This window comes from Anabaena catenula FACHB-362 (genome assembly GCF_014698735.1).
GTDB lineage: Bacteria > Cyanobacteriota > Cyanobacteriia > Cyanobacteriales > Nostocaceae > Anabaena > Anabaena variabilis_A.
This window is the reverse complement of record NZ_JACJTQ010000052.1, coordinates 18,791-37,941: the sequence shown is the minus strand read 5'-3', so window position 1 is coordinate 37,941 and position 19,151 is coordinate 18,791. Positions and strand designations below refer to the sequence as shown.

The 19,151-nt window shown below is 39.8% G+C and carries 15 protein-coding genes; 9 read left to right on the top strand and 6 right to left on the bottom strand.

Annotation, left to right across the window (positions count from 1 at the left end; all coding sequences use genetic code 11):
* Window positions 1-272 precede the first annotated feature (272 nt).
* Window positions 273-845, top strand: coding sequence for an HD domain-containing protein (locus H6G68_RS23055; protein ID WP_190908740.1), 573 nt, complete (start codon window positions 273-275; stop codon window positions 843-845).
* A gap of 63 nt (window positions 846-908) precedes the next feature.
* On the opposite strand, the gene H6G68_RS23050 is transcribed toward H6G68_RS23055, so the two are convergent.
* Window positions 909-1,925: a ribose-phosphate pyrophosphokinase gene (locus tag H6G68_RS23050; protein ID WP_127055800.1), complete on the bottom strand. Its 1,017-nt coding sequence runs from the start codon at window positions 1,923-1,925 to the stop codon at window positions 909-911.
* A 687-nt stretch (window positions 1,926-2,612) separates the two neighbouring features.
* Here H6G68_RS23050 and H6G68_RS23045 point away from each other — a divergent pair.
* From H6G68_RS23045 to H6G68_RS23035, 3 genes are all read left to right on the top strand, one after another.
* Window positions 2,613-4,247, top strand: a complete 1,635-nt coding sequence (locus tag H6G68_RS23045) for a serine/threonine-protein kinase (protein ID WP_190908739.1) — start codon at window positions 2,613-2,615, stop codon at window positions 4,245-4,247.
* A gap of 409 nt (window positions 4,248-4,656) precedes the next feature.
* Window positions 4,657-5,337 (top strand): dethiobiotin synthase, encoded by a 681-nt coding sequence (bioD, locus tag H6G68_RS23040; protein ID WP_190908738.1) that lies wholly within the window; start codon window positions 4,657-4,659, stop codon window positions 5,335-5,337.
* Between the two features lie 45 nt (window positions 5,338-5,382).
* Window positions 5,383-6,600 carry a M20 metallopeptidase family protein gene (locus H6G68_RS23035; protein ID WP_190908737.1) on the top strand — a complete coding sequence of 406 codons (1,218 nt, stop codon included), beginning with the start codon at window positions 5,383-5,385 and terminating at the stop codon, window positions 6,598-6,600.
* 316 nt (window positions 6,601-6,916) lie between these two features.
* On the opposite strand, the gene H6G68_RS23030 is transcribed toward H6G68_RS23035, so the two are convergent.
* A complete protein-coding gene (locus H6G68_RS23030) occupies window positions 6,917-7,225 on the bottom strand; it encodes a hypothetical protein (protein ID WP_190908736.1) in 309 nt (102 codons plus the stop codon).
* Window positions 7,226-7,436: 211 nt separating this feature from the next.
* Between H6G68_RS23030 and H6G68_RS27710 the strand changes: the two genes are divergently transcribed.
* Window positions 7,437-8,942, top strand: a complete 1,506-nt coding sequence (locus H6G68_RS27710; protein WP_190908735.1) for a calcium-binding protein — start codon at window positions 7,437-7,439, stop codon at window positions 8,940-8,942.
* Between the two features lie 641 nt (window positions 8,943-9,583).
* Complete coding sequence (locus H6G68_RS23020; RefSeq protein WP_127055797.1) at window positions 9,584-9,844, top strand: hypothetical protein; 261 nt, start codon at window positions 9,584-9,586, stop codon at window positions 9,842-9,844.
* Between the two features lie 80 nt (window positions 9,845-9,924).
* On the opposite strand, the gene H6G68_RS23015 is transcribed toward H6G68_RS23020, so the two are convergent.
* Both H6G68_RS23015 and H6G68_RS27375 read right to left on the bottom strand, forming a co-directional pair.
* Window positions 9,925-10,821: a M48 family metallopeptidase gene (locus tag H6G68_RS23015; RefSeq protein ID WP_190908734.1), complete on the bottom strand. Its 897-nt coding sequence runs from the start codon at window positions 10,819-10,821 to the stop codon at window positions 9,925-9,927.
* Window positions 10,822-10,875: 54 nt separating this feature from the next.
* The gene (locus H6G68_RS27375) at window positions 10,876-11,064 is read right to left on the bottom strand and encodes a hypothetical protein (protein WP_242045364.1); all 189 of its coding nucleotides are present in this window, start codon (window positions 11,062-11,064) and stop codon (window positions 10,876-10,878) included.
* 127 nt (window positions 11,065-11,191) lie between these two features.
* Here H6G68_RS27375 and H6G68_RS23005 point away from each other — a divergent pair, with 127 nt between their 5' ends.
* From H6G68_RS23005 to H6G68_RS22995, 3 genes are all read left to right on the top strand, one after another.
* Complete coding sequence (locus tag H6G68_RS23005; protein WP_190908733.1) at window positions 11,192-12,199, top strand: DUF2235 domain-containing protein; 1,008 nt, start codon at window positions 11,192-11,194, stop codon at window positions 12,197-12,199.
* A gap of 207 nt (window positions 12,200-12,406) precedes the next feature.
* Entirely contained in the window at window positions 12,407-14,035 is a 1,629-nt protein-coding gene (locus tag H6G68_RS23000) for a peroxidase family protein (RefSeq protein WP_190908732.1), read from the top strand.
* 81 nt (window positions 14,036-14,116) lie between these two features.
* Entirely contained in the window at window positions 14,117-15,298 is a 1,182-nt protein-coding gene (locus tag H6G68_RS22995) for a catalase family protein (RefSeq protein ID WP_190908731.1), read from the top strand.
* A 208-nt stretch (window positions 15,299-15,506) separates the two neighbouring features.
* Here H6G68_RS22995 and H6G68_RS22990 read toward each other — a convergent pair whose 3' ends face one another.
* Window positions 15,507-18,182, bottom strand: a complete 2,676-nt coding sequence (locus H6G68_RS22990) for a type I secretion system permease/ATPase (RefSeq protein ID WP_190908730.1) — start codon at window positions 18,180-18,182, stop codon at window positions 15,507-15,509.
* On the bottom strand, window positions 18,131-18,889 hold the full coding sequence (locus tag H6G68_RS22985; RefSeq protein ID WP_071191936.1) for a foldase protein PrsA: 759 nt from the start codon (window positions 18,887-18,889) through the stop codon (window positions 18,131-18,133). Before H6G68_RS22985 ends, H6G68_RS22990 begins: the two co-directional genes overlap by 52 nt.
* Window positions 18,890-19,151 lie beyond the last annotated feature (262 nt).

Here is a 19,151-nt window from a genome sequence, read left to right as displayed (position 1 = left end):
TTGTTGACCTTCAATTGAGTCTTGAATCCTAGTAGCATGATTATATTTTACACCGAACAACCCAACATTGTTACAGACAATATGACATTGGCTGCAAGCATAAGTAGATAATTGTTAGTAATTGTTAGCTTTTTGGCTACTGTTAATTAACCCTCGTTCCTAGTCTCTGACTAGGAATGCTATCCAGAGGCTCTGCCTCATTTCTTACAAATCAACCAACTCAACAGACAATAAACTTGGTAATTCCAGATAATTCCCTCCTCTAACTAAAAATGCTATCAGAACGCTTTACCCAAGCCCTTACCTACGCACACGAACTCCACGGTAAACAAGTGAGAAAAGGTTCAGGAGTTCCCTATATTGCCCATTTACTAGGAGTAGCCAGCATAGCCTTAGAACATGGTGCAAACGAAGACGAAGCGATCGCAGCCTTATTACATGATGCCATAGAAGACCAAGGCGGTGCAGCCACCAGAGCAGAAATTAATCGTCGCTTTGGAGATAATGTCACAGCTATTGTTGATGGTTGTACAGACGCAGACACTATACCCAAACCCCCTTGGAAACAACGTAAAGAAACATACATTGCCCATATTTCCTCCGCTTCCCCCTCAGTGTTGCTTGTTTCTACGTCGGATAAACTTTATAATGCCCAATCCATTCTTAAAGACTATCGAGTGGTAGGTGAATCACTTTGGGAAAGGTTTCAAGGTGGAAGACAAGGTACACTTTGGTATTATCGCGCGTTAGTGGATGCCTTTAAGCAGACCAAAGCGACTTCCTTGGTGGAAGAATTAGAACGAGTAGTGACAGAGTTAGAAATTTTGGCAGCATATAAAAAATGAAGGATAAAAATTAGAAAATTTCATCCTTCATATTTACTCCTTAAAGAGGATGTTTTTTGTAGATTAACGAAATAAACTACTTAATGAGCTATCTTCGTGAATTCGCCAGATGGCTTCTCCAAGCAGATTCGCAACTGAAAGCACTACAAGTTGCGGAAAACGATTTTTTTCTGGGATGGGAATGGTATTGGTGACTATCACTTCTTCAAACAACCCACTTGACAATCGCTCAATTGCAGGTGGAGAGAATACTGCATGAGTTGCACAGGCATATACCTGACTTGCACCTTCAGCCCGCAGCAACCTAGCCCCTTCGGCAATTGTGCCACCAGTATCAATCATGTCATCTACCAACACGGCTGTTTTGCCTCTGACATCACCGATGACGTTCAAAACTTCAGCCACATTGTGAGCCTGACGACGTTTGTCAATAATTGCCAATGGTGCATCATTCAGCTTTTTGGCAAATGCCCTAGCCCGTGCTACACCACCAACATCCGGGGAAACAACTACAATATCGTGTAGTGCTTTACTCGCTAAATAATCTAGTAAAACGGGGGAACCATAAACATGATCAAAAGGAATATCAAAATAGCCCTGAATTTGCGCTGCGTGCAAATCCATGGCCAGAATGCGGTTAGCACCTGCTTCAGTGATTAAGTTAGCAACTAGCTTGGCAGTGATTGATTCTCGTCCGGCGGTTTTGCGGTCGGCACGAGCATAACCATAGTATGGAAGTACTGCTGTGATCTGTCGTGCGGAAGCCCGACGACAGGCATCAATCATAATCAGTAATTCCATCAAGTGGTCGTTAACTGGTTGACAGCTTGGCTGGACTAAATAGACATCACAACCGCGAATCGATTCTTGGATTTGAACATAAAGTTCCCCGTCCGCAAATCTTTTGCGAATCATTGGTCCCAATTCCATTCCCAGGTAACGAGAAACTTCTTGAGATAGTTGTAAATTGGCAGACCCAGAAAACAGACGCAGACGATGATTTTCAGTCATTCCTGTTGCGGCTGGTTCCATTTTTAAACTTGCGGAAGTAAGCACAGCAGATCCTCGATGTGCATTCATGGCAATATTATCATCAGAAATTTAGCAGATTTAACCGACATAAGACTAAACAAAACATACGTAAGTTTTGTTGAAGCTTTCATACAAAGAAAGCAATATTTCTCCATAGAATTACATTCACTAATTTTCTAGTTCTTCTGGGAAAAGCACCACTGAGGATTTTACTGATCTCCATTCTTGCCAATAGCTTCAGAGTTCCAAGTTTTTTTGGGAGGAGGTAGACCGCCCAATATTTGAAAATTTGGTATGGTAGATTACTTATTCTACCTGCTTCTTTTATAACTGAGAAAAAAATTATTTACAGAATATAAAATCATATTTAAATTTGCTCTCAGGCAGTAGAACACCTTTGAGTAAAAATCAACGTTGCAATTCACTATCTTATGATACTAGCGCCAAATTGATAAAGTTTGAGAATTTGTATTGAGATATCGTGGACATAACTACAGATGTGGCCTGTGGCGCGAGTCAGAGCAGAAAATCTGGCTGAGGTTGCTGATATTTCTTAAGGCACAGTACCCTAAATGAGAGCGTCCCCTATTTTTGACGCATCCTGACAGAGGAAGTTTCTGAATGTTGATTATAGTTCAGATAATTGCAGACTCCTGAAGAAAACATTTCTCACAAATCAAATTAGGATTGCTATAGCTCAGTTGCTTTTAAATTCAATATATTCATATATCGATCATGCAAGCACCCATTACAGTTGGTACTATCCTGCAAAATCGTTACCGGATAATTCACGTCCTGGGACAGGGGGGATTTGGTAGAACCTATCTTGCAGAAGACCATAGGCGTTTTAACGAACTGTGCGCCATTAAGGAATTGATGCTCACGGCTACGGGAGTTTACGCAGGACAGAAAGCGCAGGAACTGTTTCAGCGAGAAGCAGCGACCCTATATCAAATCGAGCATCCTCAAATCCCCAAGTTTAGGGAAAAATTTGAACAAGACCAACGCTTTTTTTTGGTACAGGATTACGTTTCAGGTAAAACTTACCAAATGCTGTTAGCTGAACGCCAAGCTGTAGGTAAAACTTTCACAGAGGCAGAAGTGTTAGAGTTACTACAGGCTTTGTTGCCAGTATTAGAGCATCTGCACGGTTTGGGAATTATTCACCGAGATATTTCGCCTGATAATTTGATTTTACGGGATAGTGACACCAAACCTGTATTAATTGATTTTGGGGTAGTGAAAGAACTAGCAACGCTACACTCCCCAACTAAGACTCCAGCGACTACTGTGGGTAAATTAGGCTATTCTCCTAGTGAGCAAATGCAATCAGGACGAGCTTATCCTAATAGTGACCTGTATGCACTGGCAGTGACGGCGATAGTTTTACTGACTGGGAAAGAACCAGCAGATTTATTTGACGAAACACAACTAACTTGGAATTGGCAAAAGTGGGTACAAGTTCAGCCCCGATTTGCTGAGGTTTTGCAACGAATGTTGAGTTATATTCCAGGCGATCGCTATCAAAGTGCGGCGGAAGTACGATCAGCATTGCAATCGCTAAATCAGCCCCATATCCCTCAGCCCAATTTATCCTATGTGCAGACTGTCGCTGTTGGTCGTCGTCCTGACCCCATATTACAACCATCTAAGAAACCTGAGCCTGTAATTTCACCTAAGCAAACTAGTTCTATCTTAGATAGTCCATTGGCAATTGGGGCTATCGGTAGTGCTGTAGTTATTTTAGCGGGATTCGGTTCTTGGGCAGTGGTAAATTCCTTCCGCAATCAGTCTAAGACACCACCGGAAGCAATCAAAACGCCACAAGATTTTCCTTCCCCGGTGATTACTGGTGGTACAATTTTTGCACCTACACCTACACCTACCATTACTAAACCTGTTGTATTGAATAAACGTCTCCAATTAGACCCATCTAATCCAGCTAAAGTAGAAGATTCTATCCAAGAAAATCAAATTCTTAAGTATAGTTTTGTGGGTAAGGCTGGGCAAATATTAAGTGTTACTGTTGATCAAGAAAGTAGCATTGTGCTATCTGTATTAGCACCCAATGGTCAACCCCTTAATAATCTATCTCAAGAAGTATTGCAGAATAATGGTAGATATACTATTCAGTTAAGTCTGGCTGAGGGAGTTACTTTCAGTGACTATACTTTGATTGTTGCTTTAGAAAACGCCATTAATCCTACACCAACACCCACAGAAACTCCCACACCCACAGAAACTCCCACACCCACAGAAACTCCCACACCCACAGAAACTCCCACACCCACAGAAACTCCCACACCCACAGAAACTCCCACACCCACGGAAACTCCCACACCCACGGAAACTCCCACACCTGGATTTTAGGCTAAATTATGGATAGTCCCGGCATTAAATGAAGAAAAGACACGGGGACGCGGAAAGCGTTTCTTGTTTGAAATTCCATCTGAAACCTGTGCAACTCAATGAGAGATGCAGTCAGGGTTTTATAGCCCTCTCCCCGTCATCAGCTAATCCGTCTTTAAGTTGCATAATCCCTAGCCTAAGAAAGACGCTCTTACGCTCCAGAAGGGGAGACACAGGGATGCAATTTGAATGATTATTAGCTTACCGTTTCACTTTAAAATTGATACAACTGGAGGACAGACGCTCGGACGCTCTGCTGCGGAAGGAGATTCATTTGTAGCTTTAATTAAGTGAATTGATGTCAAAGGTTCTTTTTGGAAAAATTGCCAGGATCAACGTCAATTATAAACAGTAATTATTCGCAAAAAAATTGTTAAACACACTACTAATTACAGGAACTGATACTGAGGCTGGTAAAACTGTTTTGACAACAGCCTTAGCTGCTTATTTGCAGAAATATTACCCCCACCGCAGCTTGGGGATCATGAAACCGATTCAATCGGGGGAGGGAGACAGAGAACTATACCAAAGTCTGTTTACACTAGAACAGTCTCCAGAAGAAATTACTCCTTTGTATTTTCAAGCACCTTTAGCCCCACCCATCGCTGCGGCTAAGGAAAATCGCTTTGTTGATTTAGGAATTGTTTGGAAGGCTTTGCTAGATTTACAAAAGCGGCGGGATTTTGTGTTGGTTGAAGCTTTAGGTGGTTTAGGTTCACCGATTACTGATGAATTGACAGTAGCTGATTTAGCGGGTGAATGGCGATTACCAACGCTGTTGGTTGTACCTGTGAGATTGGGAGCGATCGCACAAGCCGTGGCTAATGTAGCATTAGCTAGAGAAAAAAAGATTAATTTACAAGGTATTGTTCTTAATTGTACACAATCCAGAACTGAACAAGAAATTGCTGACTTAACACCACCCGATTTAATTCGCTCATTTACATATATACCTGTTTTGGGTTGTTTACCCTATTTAGAGAATCCCTCTGATTTGGATCAACTCGCTCAAATTGCATCTAATTTAGATTGGGAAACTTTGGGGTTGTAGAAAGATATTTCCCAATCACTAATCACCCATTACCCATTAGCAATTATGGTTTCTACCTTTCCTAATTCATCCACTGTAAATTTAACTAATGTGCGGTTAGAAATTCGCTCATTACAACCGCAATTGGTAGAATGGCGACGACGCATACATCAAAAGCCAGAGTTAGGTTTTCAAGAAAAAATCACGGCTGAGTTTATTTCCCAAAAGCTGCAAAGTTGGGGAATTGAACATCAAACCGAGATTGCTGAAACTGGCATTGTTGCTATTATTAAAGGTGCAAAATCTGGGAATGGTAAAGTTTTAGCGATTCGAGCTGATATGGATGCTTTACCAATTCTAGAAGAGAATGAAGTTCCCTATTGTTCCCAGCATGATGGGGTGATGCACGCTTGTGGACATGACGGACATACTGCGATCGCTCTAGGAACAGCATACTACCTCCACCACCATCGTCAAGACTTCTCAGGAACCGTAAAAATCATCTTCCAACCCGCAGAAGAAGGGCCAGGTGGTGCAAAACCGATGATAGAAGCAGGGGTACTCAAAAATCCTGATGTTGATGCCATTATCGGTTTACATCTATGGAATAATTTACCCTTGGGAACAGTGGGAGTCCGTGCAGGTGCTTTAATGGCAGCTGTAGAATTATTTCGTTGCACCATTTTCGGCAAAGGTGGACATGGTGCAATACCTCAACAAACCATTGATTCTATTGTAGTAGCTGCCCAAATAGTCAACGCTTTGCAAACGATTGTCTCACGCAACGTTAACCCCATTGATTCAGCCGTAGTGACAATTGGGGAACTTCATGCCGGCTCGGCTGTAAATGTCATTGCTGATACTGCCAGAATGGGTGGTACTGTCAGATATTTTAATCCTGATTTAGCAGACTTTTTTAAACAAAGAATTGAGCAGATTATTGCGGGAATTTGCCAAAGTCATGGTGCAAGTTATGAATTTGATTATATCCATCTTTATCCACCTGTAATTAATCATCCACAAATAGCAGAATTAGTCCGTTCTGTAGCCGCAGAAGTCATAGAAACTCCCCTTGGTATTGTTCCCGAATGCCAAACCATGGGTGGTGAAGATATGTCATTTTTTCTGCAAGAAGTTCCTGGTTGTTATTTCTTTTTAGGTTCTGCAAATGCCGAGAAAAAATTAAATTATCCTCATCATCATCCCCGGTTTGATTTTGATGAAACAGCTTTAGTCATGGGTGTGGAGATGTTTGTCAGATGTGTGGAAAGGTTTTTTAGTTAATTACAGCACATTTCATCTGAGTGAGATACATAATGGCGGGCAGGATGCCCGCCCCACAATAGTTTTACTATTAATCTCTGTATTTTATGGCTCTACCGCTCCCTTGACGCTAAAACATCCCCCTTTTGCAGCCATAACCATTACTGTACCTGGATTTGAGCAACAAAATATAGCGATTGCGCGGAGCGCAGTGCCAGAGGCAATCGCTGTGTCTCTAAAATATTTAAACCTCAAATCCAGGCAGAGTAACGGTTTTTGGCTCTTTAATTGCTGAAACCATCATAAGGGGAGCGGTAGAACCTAAATTTTTAAACCCCTAGTAAGCGGTGACTACACCCCACATTAAATCTTCAAAGGCCTCTTCGTTCTTGTCAAAAGTACGCTCTTCTCCCCAAGTATAGATATTGAATTTAAAGTTATCACTCCTAATGCTGACATTACCGAGTAAGCTAACCCAGTGATCTGGATAGTTAATAATGGAAGATTGAGACTTTATAATACTGGCATCAACCAGTAAAAAAGCGACACCACCTTTATTAACGACATCTCTACCTTTTTTAAGAGCATCTTCTTCTCCCCATGAAGATGTAGATTCATAGTCCAGATAGAGAGAACCGGAAAGCAAGTTATCAACTGTTTTAATTTCACCTAACTGTCATGACAAATGTAATGGATGTATCGTGACATTTATACGATGTGTGCCAATGCTTCTTTCAAGTAACTTATAACTATCGAGCAAAGGGACGGCACAACACTAGGGAAAACCTAAAAGCGCCAACCCAACAATAGTTGCTCTCACAATTAACTCACAAAAATCTCAACAGGAGAATACAGACATGGCACCTACAAATGGAAACGATTTAATTATTCTTACTTCTGGTAATGACATTATTGATGCTTTGGGCGGAAACGATGTTGTGTACGGTCGAGGGGGAAATGACACCATTTATGGAGGATTGGGTAACGATACCCTCTATGGAGAGGGTGGTAAAGATACTATCTACGGTGGTGCTAATAATGATACCCTCATCGGTGGAGGGGGTTTAGATACCCTAATTGGCGGCACTGGTGATGACATCTATTATGTAGACACATTTGAATACGCCAATCCTGACGATTTCATGAAATCTTATGACACCGTTACCGAACTGGCGAATCAAGGAATTGATACAGTTAGGTTGTCAGTCGGTGGTGGCCCATTATTTAATACTTATCAATTATCAGCCCATGTAGAAAACCTGGAATTATTCGGCACTGTCACGGCGGGTGCTGGTAACGAACTGAACAACAAAATCACAGGCAACAGCGTTAAAAATACTTTATATGGTAATGGAGGTAATGATACTCTCATCGGTGGAGGGGGTTTAGATACCTTAGTTGGCGGCACTGGTAATGACATCTATTATGTAGACACATTTGAATACGCCAATCCTGACGATTTCATGAAATCTTATGACACCGTTACCGAACTGGCGAATCAAGGAATTGATACAGTTAGGTTGTCAGTCGGTGGTGGCCCATTATTTAATACTTATCAATTATCAGCCCATGTAGAAAACCTGGAATTATTCGGCACTGTCACGGCGGGTGCTGGTAACGAACTGAACAACAAAATCACAGGCAACAGCGTTAAAAATACTTTATATGGTAATGGAGGTAATGATACTCTCATTGGTGGAGGGGGTTTAGATACCTTAGTTGGCGGCACTGGTAATGACATCTATTATGTAGACACATTTGAATACGCGAGTGCTGACGATTTCATAAAATCTTATGACACCGTTACCGAACTGGCGAATCAAGGAATTGATACAGTTAGGTTGTCAGTCGGTGGTGGACCATTATTTAATACTTATCAATTATCAGCCCATGTAGAAAACCTGGAATTATTAGGCACTGTCACGGCGGGTGCTGGTAACGAACTGAACAACAAAATCGCAGGTAACAGCGTTAACAACACTTTATATGGTTATGGAGGTAATGATACCCTCATCGGTGGAGGGGGTAGTGATGTTCTAATAGGTTATGGGGGTTCATCGAACGAAAAAGACACCCTCCTCGGTGGTACTGGCAGCGACACATTCGTCTTAGGCAACGAAAATAAAGTATTTTATTACAACACTGGTAACAGCTACGGCATTATTTCTGATTGGCAAGTGGGTGTAGATAAAATTCAGGTTCAAGCTGGTAACTATACGCTCATAGAAAGCTATTTTGGATTAGGTAGTACCAACATTAAGGATACAAGTATTTTATATAACAATGATCTAATTGCTGTTATCCAAGATGTTGGTAAGAGTCAAATAAATATGCAGCAAGACTTCATCTTCGTGCAGCCGTAATCTCCTGTAACTTACTAATTGATGCTTGAGAGTGAGATATACAAAGATACTTTGCCATCTGCTTCAAAAAGTTTCACCTTGTCTTTTTACTCCTGAGTTAGCATCCACATTCTGATTTTTCATAATTTTTCATAAAACTGAAATACTGGTTTATTTTGGAGGCATTACCCTAATCAATGCCTCCTATACTCATTTCATTATGAATTTCCCCAAGTTTGGAGAGCGATTTTTTTTAGGTTAGATGCATTAGACATCTCCAGAAATTAAATATGCGTAGCCTGAAACCCTTGTAGAGACGTTCCATGGAACGTCTCTACCATCTTTTTCGGAGATGTCTATTGGTGATAAGTTAAGCCTGTAAGTCTTTTGTCAAGAGGCTTTCAGAGAATTAAAGAAAAAAACTGGTCAGACCCTCGATAATTAACTTAACGTTTGGTTTTGGCTGATTTTTGATCCTCGCAAATTCCTCGCTTGACAATTTCTCCTTTTCCTCAACTTGTCACCAATGCCCGCTATACGTAGTTAGCAGCTAACAGAAATATCTGCAATTTTCTGCCATAAATAATTTTGTAAGTCCTAATTATCCGCGCCTAAGCATTCCCAAGGTGTTATCTGCCACAAACACCACACAAAGGAAATTTATGCGCTATCGTTCCTATGGAAGACAAGGCAAATATTCTCTTATCGCTGCTGTTAAATTTGTCAGCTTTACATTTTTTTTTGGAACTTTAATCTGTGGTGGTTTCTATACAGGTTCTTTCATGATCTCGTATGTTACATCCAGCTTAAACACTATTCACCCTACCTCAATTCCTGGTATTAAACAAGACAAATGTCTGTCTACTGGAAAAGTTTGGCGTGATGATAAATGTTGGGATTATCAACATAATCCTACATTTTGATCACTATATAAAAGTTCTATTTGATTTTCCCAAATCAAAAGGCTCATATATCCGACTTCTCTAAAAAGTCGGGTATCTTCTTACCAAGAAGATAAAAAATTCCAACCCTCTTTTTGTGGATTATCTTCTTCGGGCGCTTTTGATTTTGAATCTTCCTGAATCAATTGATCATATTCACCAGAATCAACCCATTTTAATAATTCCCCAGTTCGCATCACTATCCAAGAAAGTTTATGTTCTGTATAGCTTAATATTTTTGTCACATTATCCAAGCTATCAAAGCTATGAGTTCCAAATTCACGCGACTGAATGATAAAATCTTCAATGACATTATCCGTCAAGTATTCATTGGGTAAACCTGCAAGTTTCATCAATGCAGTTGTGGCTATATTAATATCTTGACACGCTAATAAACCAGCGCGATCAGCAGTTAACTTGGCCATCATCACCCAATTATATAAAGCTAGTTCGACTCCACTGGCAACTAAGCCACCAATCCCTAATGTAGTGCTACTCAATAAATTTTTTAAAATTGGCATCACAATTGCCATTTGATAATATATCATATGTTGACTCTTAATCCGAGCAACTTCGTATCCTAAAACATAAAGTAATTCATCTGCATTTAACCATTCCATTGCCTCTAAATTAATGCCAATCAAGGGTTTTTCTACACCAATAACGTAAGTTTGAATGTAACCTGTACCTCGAAATAGATACAATTCAGGCAATGGAGCAACATCAAGAATTTGGCAAGTTTCTACCAATGCTGCATATAATTTAGGAAAATTACGATTTGTGACTCTAATTTCACTACCAAGGCTTTGTAATCTTAGTAAACGATCAATACTATATTCGTTAATTTTTTTGAGTAGGGGAGAAATTCCCGGCATTTTTTGTAAAGAAGCTAAAGCTTGCCGGTCAAAGGGGTGTTCGTAGGTTTGTGAATTAAGTCCAGTTAAAATTTTTCTGGTCAAGGGATATTTGCCTCATTTAGTTGTATGAGCGAGTACCAAACTCATTAAACTATCTCAAATGCGATCGCGTGACAATGGCATCATTTCTTTACCATATAGTATTTCTTGCACCATCACACAAGTTAATAAACTGAGTATTCTTAGGAAAATAGCCTTAAAAACCATTATTATGACTCTATGACCAATACTTGATGGTACAGAGCAAGGGGAGTTATCCGGGGAATCAATCCGAAATCCTTGCATCCAAAATCCTCAAGCCCCCGGATTTATCCGTGAGGTCAATCCAAAATCTAAAATCCTGTTAGAGGATGAAGAACCCGCATTTTGATGAAACACCCATTTAATTAATCAAAGGCTTTGAAAGAGTACTATGAAACGTCTAGTTATTTGTTGTGATGGAACTTGGCAACAGTTAACGAGTCCTTACCCAAGCAATGTGGTTAAGCTGGCTCAATCTGTGAAACCAATTGCCAGTGACGGGGTTGCACAAATCGTGTTCTATGATGAGGGCATTGGCACCGAAAGTCAAAGAATTTTAGGTGGAGCTACCGGATTAGGAATCGATAGAAATATAGAAGATGGCTACCGATTTCTTAGCCTCAACTATGTTCCTGGTGACGAAATTTATCTTTTCGGCTTTAGTCGCGGTGCTTACACAGTTAGGAGTTTAGCGGGGATGATCTATTGCTCCGGTCTCCTAGAGCGCCCCCATGTCACAAAAGCACATGAAGCTTACGAGCTTTACCGTAACCGAGGTATTAAACCCAAGGATAAGGTAGCAACGGAATACCGTCAAACTTATGGTGATCGTGTCCCTATCACCTTGCTTGGTTGTTTTGACACCGTTGGCGCTCTTGGTATTCCTGGAATGCCTGCCTTTAAGACGTTGCACGAGCTTCTGAATCAGCGGTACAGATTCCATGACACTACTTTAAACAAATTGGTTGAGAATGCACTGCACGCAATGGCAATCGACGAAATCCGGGAAATCTTTGATGTCACTCCCATGAAAAAACATCCTGAGGCTGAAAACCAGCGGGTAATTCAAAAGTGGTTTCCAGGAGAACACGGTTGCGTCGGTGGTGGAACGGAAGAACACAGTGGATTATCAGATACTGCCTTACAGTGGATGATTGATTCCATCGAGAATCTAGGATTGGGACTTGACCTCGATCCAAGTGTGATTCCCACAGGCATTAACCCCAATTATGAATGTGACTTTAATAACAATGTTGGATTCTTTAAATTTGCAGGAATCAAGCTTCGTGAGGTCAGCGATGTGATTGAAGATATTCATGAAAGCGCGATCAACCGTCTGCAAAAGCGCAAGGACTATCGACCCAAGAATCTACAAAAGATTATCTCCAAACTAGATTAAGTTGAATGAACTTAGGTAAGTAAGTAAGTCGGCACGATAAAACCAATGTATGTTTAGTTTTGTAAAAACTCTGAAATGACTTATTTATAAGGCATTCGAGGAATTTACATTGTCTCACATAGGTGGATTTTTTAACGCCGACTTCCTAAAATCAGAGAATTCAGTGTAAATTGAATACGTCAGTTTTAAAAAAAGGTAAAAATAATTATGACTGCAAAAAGAGACACATCTAAAGATGGGTTGAATAACAAGCTTCAGACATTTGTTTTAACAAACTTTAAAGGCATTTGGGAACTTCTTCAAAGCAATGAATCTCTAAAACGTAAAGTTAACAAAGCTCTGCTTAATAGTCTCATCTACAAAATTCCTACTCGTCCTAATCCCTACAGTACGATGACCTTAGATGAGCATATTCCTGGTACTAACATTCCTAAAAAAACCGATACTTATACTTCCTGGGAATCCCTCAATGATCGCACTTATACAGGAAGACATCTACCACCCGATCCAAAGTTAAACTCTGAAGGTAATTTACCTAAAGTTGAAGACTTGGCTGTTTTGTTCCGTAAAAGAGATGGTAAAACAATTTATTCTAACAAATCAACTATGCTGTTTCCCTATTGGGTGCAGTGGTTTACTGATAGTTTTCTCCGTCTTGATCACCACAACAAATTAAAAAATACTTCCAACCATGAAATTGATTTGTGTAATGTCTATGGTTTAACCAGGAAACAAACACATCTTTTAAGAAGTTTTCAAGGAGGTAAATTAAAAACTCAAAAACTTAAACGCCAAGATGGGGTAGAAGAAGATTATCCCTTATTTTATTATGCTGATGCAGAACAAGGTATAGCTGACCCTCAATTTGAAGGACTTTATGAACCTATCAATGATGAGAAAAGACAGCCCGTAGATAAAAAACAATATATGTTTGCGATGGGAGTAGAACGAGCCAATGTGCAAATTGGCTATGTCATGCTCAATACTCTCTGTCTTCGGGAACATAATCGTCTTTGTGATGTCTTAGCCAGCAATTATCCAGATTGGGATGATGAACGCCTCTTCCAAACATCGAGAAATATTCTCATGGCGATAATTCTCAAAATCATCATGGAAGAGTACATTAACCACATCACTCCTTATCACTTTAAGTTATTTGCTGATCCTGAAGCTTTTACTAAAGAAAGTTGGCACCGTCCCAATCATATGGCGATTGAGTTTGACTTTGTTTATCGCTGGCATAGTGCGATTCCAGAAACCTTTAACTATGATGGTCAACCAATGCATATTGCTAAATCTCTCTGGAACAATAAGCTGTTTATTGACAAAGGTTTAGGGGCATTGATGGAAGAAACTTGTTCTCAACCAGGGACAAAAATTGGTTTATTCAATACCCCTGATATATTGGTTGAGTTAACCGAGTTACCCTCAATTAAACTGGGACGGCAACTGCAATTAGCAAGCTACAATGATTATCGCCAAATGTGTGGTTTCCCTAGAGTGACGAGGTTTGAGCAAATTACTGGTAATGAATTTGCTCAAGAGAAACTCAAAGAATTATATGGTCATGTTGATAAGATTGAGTTCTTTGTGGGACTCTACGCTGAGGATGGGCGGCAAAATTCAACTATCCCTTCCTTAGTTGCCCGCTTAATTGGGATTGATGCCTTCTCTCAGGCACTAACGAATCCTTTACTATCACCCAATATTTTCAATAAAGAGACTTTTTCTCCTGTGGGTTGGGAAATTCTTCAAAATACCAACACTGTCTCAGATTTAGTGAATCGTAACGTTCCTCCATCAGACAAGAAGTACAAAGTTACTTTTGATCTCTAGGAGATATTCCGTATCCGCTTTTAGTGCGATCGCTCTTGCAAACAAGCGATCGCCACAATTCTGACATTTACTGGTGAAAACATGAAACTATTTACCGAATACCCAGAAAAAGACGAAGCAAAATATTGCGCTCTCATGAGTGAGCTAGTCAAAAAGAACATGGACAACCTCTACGGAGGTGAAAAGAAAAAAATTGCCAAGAGAGATACTCACTCAAAAACCCACGCGGCTGTTCAAGGTACTCTAGAAATCTTTGACTTTAATGAAGCAGCAATTAAGCAAGAATTGAGCAAACACGCCTCATTAACTGAAGCTCAACTGCAAGCAATTTCCCTAAAACAAGGTTTATTTGCCCAACCGAAACAATATCCAGTTTGGCTACGATTTGCAAGTGGTGCGTTCTCAGTCAAGGGTGATTATGAAGGAGATACGCGCTCTATGGCTGTCAAAGTCATAGGGGTAGAAGGAGAACGACTACCACAAAGTCACGAGTTAAAAACCCAAGATATTATTGTCCACAATACAGAACTCTTTTTTGTGAGAACCATTAAAGACTTCTACGGCTTTTTCTTGGCGATTTATCGAGCAGGGTTGTTTCCACTTTTTAAGTTGCTAGTGCTTTTATGGCTAAACTTGCATCCCTACGAATTCAATCTTTTAAAAACTAGTTTCAAACGGTTTCCCAAGACTTTGCTGATAGAACGCTATTGGAGTGCTTCGGCGTATTCCATAGGACTCAAATCTGATTTTGATCCCTACAAACCAGGTCGAGTTCCTGTGGAATATCCAGTTGTGATTAAATATGCATTTACTCCAGTTTCCAGTCAACCACCTCATCAACCACTTCCTCTTGAGTCCAGACCAGAAAGTGAACTAAGAAAAGCCAAAGCTTTAGGTTCAGAGGATAACTACTACCGGGAGGATATCATTCAAGCTTTAGCAAAGCCTGATGCTGAGTATACTTGGGATTTTCAAATCCAATTTCAAACTAAACCAGAAATGTCCATTGATGATACCACCATTCCTTGGAATGAAGAAGAATCACCCTTCTTTACAATTGGTCGTCTGACAGTTAAGCATCAGCAGGTTGATTCTCCCCTAGAAAATGACTTTGGGGAAAATCTCAGTTTTTCTCCAGGGAATGGTCTAGCAGTGCATCGTCCTATCGGTGCGATTAATCGGTTACGCAGCATTGTTTATCCTATTGTTGCTGATTCCCGTCATAGTAAACGAGGAGTCGAATACCAGGAACCCACTGTCTGATTTTTATCAGCAATTTAAGAACCTAAGAAATAGCAATTTTATGTGGAGTTGCACAGAATGATGAAATCCATGAATTCAGAAGTTAAGTGATTGAATGATAGTGGTTTTCATAACTCTGTAGAGGCGGGTTTTTCCCGCCTTCAAACTGGCGTGAATTTAGGGGATATAAAAGTTTTTGAGCAATAGCATCAATCTTTAAAACATCCTCTTAAATATTCGCCTGCTGTCGTTGATAAAGTGACCAGTACAAACCCTTTTGTTTTAATAACTCCGCGTGTGTACCCTGTTCTGCAATTACACCTTTTTCCATTACTAATATTAAATCAGCACGTTTCAAAGGTGCGAAACGGTGAGCAATTAAAAACACAGTGCGGTTAGCAGAAACTTTTTGCAGGTTTTGTAATACTTGCTGTTCGGTTTCACTATCTAAAGCGCTGGTAGCTTCATCTAAAATCAAAATTGGTGCAGCAGAAAGAAACAATCGGGCTAAAGCTATACGTTGTCTTTGTCCACCAGATAAAGCAGTACCTCTTTCACCAACATTATTTTCATAACCGTAAGGTAATTGACTGATGAAATCATGGGCTACGGCTAATCTCGCAGCTTCTACAACTTGTTCAGCAGTAATATCTGGATTTCCTAAACTGATGTTTTCCAAGATAGAACCATTAAATAAAAAGTCTTCTTGGAGAACTACGCCGATTTGTTGTCGCAAAGATGCTAAATCAGCACTTTTGATATCAAAACCATCAATGAGAATGCGGCCTGATTCAATTTGATAAAGGCGTTGCAAAATTTTGGAAAGGGTACTTTTTCCAGAACCGCTACGTCCGACAATTCCTACAAATTGTCCAGGTTCGACATTAAAAGAAATTCCTTTTAATACCGGTTCTGTATTAGAATTGTAGCGGAAAAATACTTGCTCAAAACTAACTTCACCTTTAAGTGGTGGTAATACTAAACCTGTTCCCGCTTCGGTTTCTGGGGCGGCGTTGAGAATATCACCAATGCGGTCTACAGATAGTAGAACTTGTTGGAGATTTTGCCACAATTGCACTAGGCGTAAAAGTGGTCCAGTAACTCTACCTGATAACATTTGAAAGGCGATTAATTGACCAACTGTGAGTTGATGATCAATTACTAATTTTGCCCCAAACCAAAGGATTAGCAATGTAGAAAAATTAGTGAGAAAGTCACCAATATTACTGCTAATATTAGATGTTGTGGAAGCTTTAAAACTGGTGCGAATAAAGCGAGCAAATAAGCCTTCCCAACGTTCTCTAGCTACTGGTTCTGCGGCGTGGGCTTTAACTGAATGTATACCCGTGACTGTCTCTACCAAAAATGATTGACTGTCAGCACTGCGGTTGAAAGTTTCATTTAACCAATTCCGCAAAATCGGTGTAGCGACAATTGTCAAAGTCGCAAATAAGGGTAATACTGCTAACGCCACAAAGGTAAGGGGAATGTTGTAATAAAACATCAATCCCAAGTACACCACCGCAAAGATGCTATCGAGAATAACTGTTAAAGCTGTACCTGTCAGGAATTGGCGAATTTGTTCTAATTCCTGAACTCTAGCGATTGTATCTCCCACTCTCCTTGACTCAAAATAAGCCAAGGGTAAACGCATCAAATGGCGAAAAAGTTGAGCCGATAAACTCAAATCTAAACGCCGTGCTGTGTGCGTAAAGATGAATAGCCGCAGCATACCCAGGATAGATTCAAATATAGCAACCAACAAAAGTGCGATCGCCATTACGTCGAGAGTGGCTAAACTCTCCTGTACCATCACTTTATCAATGATGACTTGGGTAATTAACGGTGTCGTTAACCCCAACAATTGCAAAGTAAAGGAAGCCAGCAATACTTCACCTAACAAAACTCGATATTTCCAAACTGCGGGAGTGAACCAAGAAAGGTTAAATTTTTCTTGTTTGGAAACCAGTTCTGCTTGCCATAATTTACCATCCCAGCAGGATTCTACTACTGATTGGGTTAAATATTCACATTCAAAATTGAGAGGATTGGCAATAATTAAACAATTACCTTTCATCCCATAAGCTACAACCCAACTACTGATAGATTCAGATTTCCACTCCAACAAAGCTGGAAATGATAACTGTCGTAATTCACCCCAACTTACCTGCACGCGGCGCAAAACTAACCCTACTTTTTCTGCTGCTTCAACTAGATTTTTGGGGCGTTGTCCTCGGAGTTGACGTTGCACCCATTCCAGTTGTACAGCATTATTTAAATGTTGCGCCACCATTGTTAAACAAGCCGCACCAGTATTCCCACTCGCGACAAAAGGATAAGAAGGTGACAGGTGACAGGTGACAGGTGACAGTAAAGAAGGTGAAGAAGGTGAAGAAGAAGGATAATAATTTGCTTCCTCTCCTCTGTCACCTATTACCTGTTCCCTGTCACCTTTTATATCACCTGTCAAATTCCAAAATTCATCAATTTGAGAAGTGGAAAACTTTGCCCACAGTGCTGAATTCCAACACACAATTACCACTTCCTTACTAGCAGCTACAGCTTTACAATCAGCGAATATCTTTTGACAATCGCCAAACCAATCTCCTTTCTGTAAAATTGCTACAGGTTGGCTGACATCTTCGGTGCGTAAGCGGACTTTACCAGTAACAATAAAAAACTGATAACCTCCTAATTCTTGTGACCAAATTTTCTCCCCAAGTTTGTATTCACGGATTTCTGACTGATTTTTTAATTGGGTTTTTTGTACATCTGTAAGCCAGGATAGTGGTGGTTGATTCCAGGGTAAAGAATCTACCACATTTGCTTGTAAAGAGTTATTATCCAGAATTTTTAGCTCACTTGTAATTTTACTGTCAGATTTTGAATTTTCGACCCTAGCCATTTATCAAATAACTCATTTTCGAGTGATTTTTTTAGTTGAGTATCTTCTAAAGATGCGGGCAGAAATTGTTCTACTCTAAACAAACTGAAACGCCCTTCAAGTTCTATCACTCCTGTCATTTGTCCAGGATTTGCAGCATCTATAGCCGCCCGCAAAACATCGGGTAAACTCCCCCGACTAATTGGTCCCATCATCCCGTTGAAAATTCGTTCATCTGCCAATGAATACTCTTTTGCTAATTGTTCAAAACTACTTCCTTCTTCAATTTGAGTTTGTAGTTCTTCAGCTAGTTCTCGGCTATCAACCATAATCCGAGAGAGTACAACTCGATCTAAATAAATCTTGTGTTCAATAAAGTGTTCTGGCAGTTTTTCTTCTGCAACTAAAGCTTTCAGTTTTTCTAATTGGAAACTAAAAATAACTGACTCATGAAATGTGGTGTAGTCACTACCATTATTTCTTAACCAGTCTTGAAAATTTTGAGGATCAGTTAGTTGATTTTTCAGTCGAAAATCAATAATTGTTTGTTCAATTAATGCCGGACTGATATCAATATCTGTTCGTGTCTGTAGTTCTTGTTCGATGACATATTGACGGATTACATCACTAATAAACTGATTCAGTTTACCAGAGACTTGTAAGTACTTGATTACTTGAGAAAGGTCAATCTGCTCGTCATTAACAGTAAAAAATGATGAAGATTTCATGAAATAAATATGAGGAAACCACTAAAAATCTATACAACTTTTCTATTGAATAATAGATAAAACCGTAGGAAATTACGGTTCATAATGATAAAGATTCTGTGAATTAGATAGGTAAAAAATAAATAATTATAAAATTAACCCAACTTACCGAGAATTCTCTCAATAGTAAAGGTAATCATGGACATAATATTTAGTATGTTTTGAGGCAGTAAATATAAAAAAAACAGCAAATATGCTGTAAATGTTTTACTAGGTTTTAGTA

Excerpts from the sequence above, each read along its gene's own strand:
- H6G68_RS23055 (WP_190908740.1), top strand. The coding sequence starts at position 273 with ATGCTATCAGAACGCTTTACCCAAGCCCTTACCTACGCACACGAACTC.
- H6G68_RS23050 (WP_127055800.1), bottom strand. The coding sequence starts at position 1,925 with ATGAATGCACATCGAGGATCTGCTGTGCTTACTTCCGCAAGTTTAAAA.
- H6G68_RS23045 (WP_190908739.1), top strand. The coding sequence starts at position 2,613 with ATGCAAGCACCCATTACAGTTGGTACTATCCTGCAAAATCGTTACCGG.
- H6G68_RS23035 (WP_190908737.1), top strand. The coding sequence starts at position 5,383 with ATGGTTTCTACCTTTCCTAATTCATCCACTGTAAATTTAACTAATGTG.
- H6G68_RS27710 (WP_190908735.1), top strand. The coding sequence starts at position 7,437 with ATGGCACCTACAAATGGAAACGATTTAATTATTCTTACTTCTGGTAAT.
- H6G68_RS23020 (WP_127055797.1), top strand. The coding sequence starts at position 9,584 with ATGCGCTATCGTTCCTATGGAAGACAAGGCAAATATTCTCTTATCGCT.
- H6G68_RS27375 (WP_242045364.1), bottom strand. The coding sequence starts at position 11,064 with ATGCAAGGATTTCGGATTGATTCCCCGGATAACTCCCCTTGCTCTGTA.
- H6G68_RS23005 (WP_190908733.1), top strand. The coding sequence starts at position 11,192 with ATGAAACGTCTAGTTATTTGTTGTGATGGAACTTGGCAACAGTTAACG.
- H6G68_RS23000 (WP_190908732.1), top strand. The coding sequence starts at position 12,407 with ATGACTGCAAAAAGAGACACATCTAAAGATGGGTTGAATAACAAGCTT.
- H6G68_RS22995 (WP_190908731.1), top strand. The coding sequence starts at position 14,117 with ATGAAACTATTTACCGAATACCCAGAAAAAGACGAAGCAAAATATTGC.
- H6G68_RS22990 (WP_190908730.1), bottom strand. The coding sequence starts at position 18,182 with ATGGCTAGGGTCGAAAATTCAAAATCTGACAGTAAAATTACAAGTGAG.
- H6G68_RS22985 (WP_071191936.1), bottom strand. The coding sequence starts at position 18,889 with ATGAAATCTTCATCATTTTTTACTGTTAATGACGAGCAGATTGACCTT.